The organism is Devosia sp., assembly GCF_017307565.1.
GTDB lineage: Bacteria > Pseudomonadota > Alphaproteobacteria > Rhizobiales > Devosiaceae > Devosia.
The window spans coordinates 1-4,197 of sequence record NZ_JAFKHD010000079.1 but is presented as its reverse complement, the minus strand read 5'-3'; the positions used below and the strand labels follow the sequence as shown (position 1 = coordinate 4,197).

Below are 4,197 nucleotides of genomic sequence, written 5' to 3'. Positions count from 1 at the left end.
GGCCCCGGCGCCCGGCTGCCGGCCTACTGCACCTCCATGGGCCGCATCCTGCTCGCCGCTCTGCCGCCCGAAGAAGCCCGCGCCATTCTCGATCGCTCCGATCTCATCGCCTATACCAGCCGCACCAAGGCGGACCTGCCCAGCATCACCACCGAATTGGCCGTCGTCGCCGCCCAGGGTTTTGCCGTCATCGATCAGGAACTCGAACTCGGTCTCTGCTCCATCGCCGTGCCGCTTTACAATGCCTCGGGCGAAACCATCGCAGCGCTCAATATCGGCGCCCAGACCGCCCGCGCCTCCACCTCGCGCATGATCGCGAGCTTCCTGCCGCTGATGCGAAAGATCCAGTCAGACCTGCGCCCGCTTCTGCGCTAGGCCGTGCGCCAACTGTCACAATTCTCCACTAGGCTGATCTCCGAAAGCCCCGGAATCCGGACTTCCAGGGAGTCACAAAACGCTGCAAGCGATTGTGTCACATAATCGATATTATCGAATTTCATTATACATTTCAGACACTTGAAGTGTCACAAACCAGTCACCCATTTGCAATAAAACCGTCGCCGGGCGCCAATATGGTCTGCCGCGTCACAGGGCGGTCGCAAGTTAATGGCTGGCCATGTCAGAGAACCGAATTCCGAAAGGGAACTTTCATGAAGACCGCACTTTTCGCTAGCGCCGCCGTCATCGCACTCGCCGCCTTCGGCCCCACCGCTGCTTTCGCCCAGTCGCGCGACACCATCCAGATCGCCGGCTCCTCGACGGTCCTGCCCTTCGCTTCCATCGTTGCTGAAGAATTCAGCGCTGCATTCCCCGAGTTCAAGACCCCGGTCGTCGGCTCCGGCGGCACCGGCGGCGGTCTGAAGCAGTTCTGCGAAGGCGTTGGCGACAACACCATCGACGTGGCCAATGCTTCGCGTCCGATCAAGGACTCCGAGCGTGAAGTCTGCGTCACCAACGGCGTGACCGACATCCGTGAAATCCAGTTTGGCTTCGACGGCATCGTCTTCGCTTCGGCCGCTGCCGGCGCTGACTTCGCCCTGACCCCGGTCCAGATCTACAAGGCAATCGCTGCCAAGGTTTATGTTGACGGCGCTCTCGTCGACAACCCGTACAAGACCTGGAACGAAATCGACGCTTCGCTCCCGAACCAGCCGATCTCGCTGGCCATCCCGGCCTCGAACCACGGCACCCGTGAAGTCTTCCAGGAGAAGGTCGTCACCGCTGGCTTCAAGGCAGCCGGTCACCCGGAAGGCCTGTCTGAAGACGAAGTGAAGGCTCTCGAAACCACCTTCCGTCAGGACGTGGTCATCGAAATCTCGGGCGACTACACCGAGACCCTGGCTCGTCTGAACTCCGACAAGAACACCGTCGGCGTCTTCGGCCTCTCGTTCTACGAACAGAACACCGACACGCTCAAGGTTGCCACCATCGACGGCGTCGTTCCTTCCAAGGAATCCGTTGCTGACGGCAAGTACCCCGTCTCCCGTCCGCTGTTCTTCTACGTCAAGGGTCAGCACATCGGCGTGATCCCGGGCATTGAAGAATACGTCCAGTTCTTCCTCTCGGAAGGCGTTTCGGGCGAAGGCGGTGCTCTGGAAGCCGCTGGCCTGATCCCGCAGCCGGTCGAAAAGACCGCTGAAGTCCTGGCCTCGTTCGAAGCCGGCGCTGCCAAGTAATCAAGACTAATGCGGGTCGCACCATTCCGGTGCGGCCCGCTCTTTCGTTTTCCCGCGGGGGCGCATCGCGATGAATGCTCTGGTCGTAGCCGGCGTACTAATTGTCCTACTAGGTATTTCCTATCAAACCGGCTGGTCCAGGAGCCGCGGCCTTGCCACTGCAAATGGCGTCAAGGTTCACTCCCGCCCGCAATATCATGGCACCTTCACCGCCATCTGGGCCATGATCCCGGCTCTGGTGATTTTGCTGCTCTGGGCCTGGCTCGGTGGCGGCATTACCCACAACTACATCGTCTCGCAGATTCCGCAGGACACTCTGGCTTCGCTCGACCAGGTTGGCCTCAACGCCACCATCAGCCGCATCGAGGCCCTGGCCTCTGGTTACGGCGTGACCGGCACCATCGCTCCCTATGAGCAGGCCGCCGGCGATGCGTTGCGTTCTTTTAATTTCCTCACCTTCGCTGGCACCCTCGTGCTGGCCATCGTGGCTGGCGGCGCCGGCCTCGCCTATGCCCGCTCCCGCATTACCGCCCGCCTCCGGGCACGCAATTCGGTTGAGCGCGTGGTCAATGTACTGCTGCTCGCCTGTTCGGCCGTGGCAATCCTCACCACGCTCGGCATCGTCGCCTCGCTTGTCACCGAAGCCATCCGCTTCTTCACCTTCATCAACCCCATCGACTTCTTCTTCGGCACCGTCTGGGCGCCGAACAATGCCGGTGGCGACAACCACGGCTCCTACGGCCTCCTGCCGCTGCTCAGCGGCACGCTGATGATCACCGCCATCGCCATGATCGTCGCCGTGCCCGTTGGCCTTCTCTCGGCCATCTATCTCAGCCAGTACGCCCCGAAGTCGTTCCGTGCCGTCGCCAAGCCACTCATCGAAATCCTGGCTGGTATCCCCACCATCGTCTTCGGCTTCTTCGCCCTTGTCACGGTCGGCCCCTTCCTGCGCGATATCGGCAACATGCTCGGCCTTCAGGTCAGCGCCACCTCGGCCCTGACCGCGGGTATCGTCATGGGCATCATGATCATCCCGTTCGTGTCCTCGCTCTCCGATGACATCATGAACCAGGTGCCGCGCACCCTGCGCGATGGCGCTTATGGTCTTGGCGCCACCCAGTCCGAAACCATCCGCAACGTCCTTCTGCCCGCCGCCCTCCCCGGCATCGTCGGCGCCTTCCTCCTCGCCGTCAGCCGCGCCATCGGCGAAACCATGATCGTGGTTCTCGCCGCCGGTAACGCGCCGATCCTGCGTGGCAATCCCTTCGAGCCGGTCTCGACCATCACCGTGTCGATCGTCAACCAGCTGACCGGCGACACCGATTTCACCGGCCCGCAGTCCCTGGTCGGCTTCGCCCTGGGTCTCACGCTCTTCGTCGTGACCCTGTGCCTCAATATCTTCGCCCTCTACATCGTCCGCCGCTTCCGGGAGCAGTACGAATAAAATGGCTACCGACGTTCAGATTTCCTCCGAACCGGCCGCTTCCGAGCGCACCCGCCGTATCCGCGCCGGCCTCCGCCGCCGCCATATGAGCGAGAAGATCTTCCGTGGTCTCGGCATTGCCGCCATTGCCGTGGCCCTGGGTTTCGTCGCCATCCTCTTTGCGGACGTGTTCCGCAAGGGCGTGCCGGCCTTCATCCAGTCCAACCTGCACCTCGAGGTGACCTACGACGCCGCCGTCATCGATGTCGGTCCGGCTCCGGCCCGCACCGATTTCGCCTCGGATGCCGAATACACCGCCGCCAACCTCAAGTGGCAGCGTGATCTGGCCCTGTTGAACTGGAACAAGATCGTCGAAGCCTCGCTGCGCAAGGCTGCGCCGGCAGACTTTGAGATCGACAGCCGGCAGATCCTGACGATCCCGGAAACCAACGCTCGTCACCAGATCCGCGAAATGTTCGTGCGCGATCCCTCGCTTCTCGGCCAGACCGTGGAAGTCGATGTGCTCGCTTCGGCCAATGCCGCCAACTGGATCAAGGCCAATATCGACCGCGGCCTGGGCGACGCCCAGCAGCAGCTCTCGCCGCCCGCCCGTCAGCTCATCGATACCTTCGTTGAAAACGGCACTATCTCGAACGGCTTTGCCTGGACGATCTTCACCAATGTCGACAGCCGCGCGGCTCCCGCCTCGGCCGGTCTCCTCGGTGCCTTCGTCGGCACGCTCTGGATGATGCTGATCGTCGTGCTGTTGGCCGTTCCGATCGGGGTTGCTGCCGCCATCTATCTCGAAGAGTTCGCCCCGAAGTCGCGTCTCACCGACCTCATCGAAGTCAACATCAACAACCTCGCCGCCGTTCCCTCGATCGTCTTCGGTCTCCTCGGCGCCGCTGTGTTCATCAACTGGTTCCACCTGCCGATCTCGGCACCGCTGGTCGGTGGTCTGGTGCTGACCCTGATGACCCTGCCCACCATCATCATCGCCACCCGTGGCGCGCTGATGGGCGTCTCCCCGGCCCTGCGCCAGGCGGCTCTCGGCATGGGCGCATCCAAGACCCAGATGGTGTTCCACCACGTGCTGCC

General features: G+C 62.4%; 4 protein-coding genes. All 4 read left to right on the top strand.

The window, feature by feature from the left end; all coding sequences use genetic code 11:
• The coding region (locus J0I64_RS02540; RefSeq protein ID WP_291406056.1) for an IclR family transcriptional regulator C-terminal domain-containing protein at window positions 1-375 on the top strand (375 nt) is incomplete at its 5' end.
• A 275-nt stretch (window positions 376-650) separates the two neighbouring features.
• Complete coding sequence (locus tag J0I64_RS02535; RefSeq protein WP_291406055.1) at window positions 651-1,676, top strand: substrate-binding domain-containing protein; 1,026 nt, start codon at window positions 651-653, stop codon at window positions 1,674-1,676.
• Between the two features lie 70 nt (window positions 1,677-1,746).
• Window positions 1,747-3,120 (top strand): phosphate ABC transporter permease subunit PstC, encoded by a 1,374-nt coding sequence (gene pstC / locus J0I64_RS02530; RefSeq protein WP_291406054.1) that lies wholly within the window; start codon window positions 1,747-1,749, stop codon window positions 3,118-3,120.
• 1 nt (window position 3,121) lies between these two features.
• Window positions 3,122-4,197 (top strand): DUF3333 domain-containing protein (locus tag J0I64_RS02525; RefSeq protein ID WP_291406053.1); only part of this gene is annotated, 1,076 nt, incomplete at its 3' end.

Coding starts and splice junctions, on each gene's coding strand:
- pstC (WP_291406054.1), top strand. CDS start 1,747: ATGAATGCTCTGGTCGTAGCCGGCGTACTAATTGTCCTACTAGGTATT.
- J0I64_RS02535 (WP_291406055.1), top strand. CDS start 651: ATGAAGACCGCACTTTTCGCTAGCGCCGCCGTCATCGCACTCGCCGCC.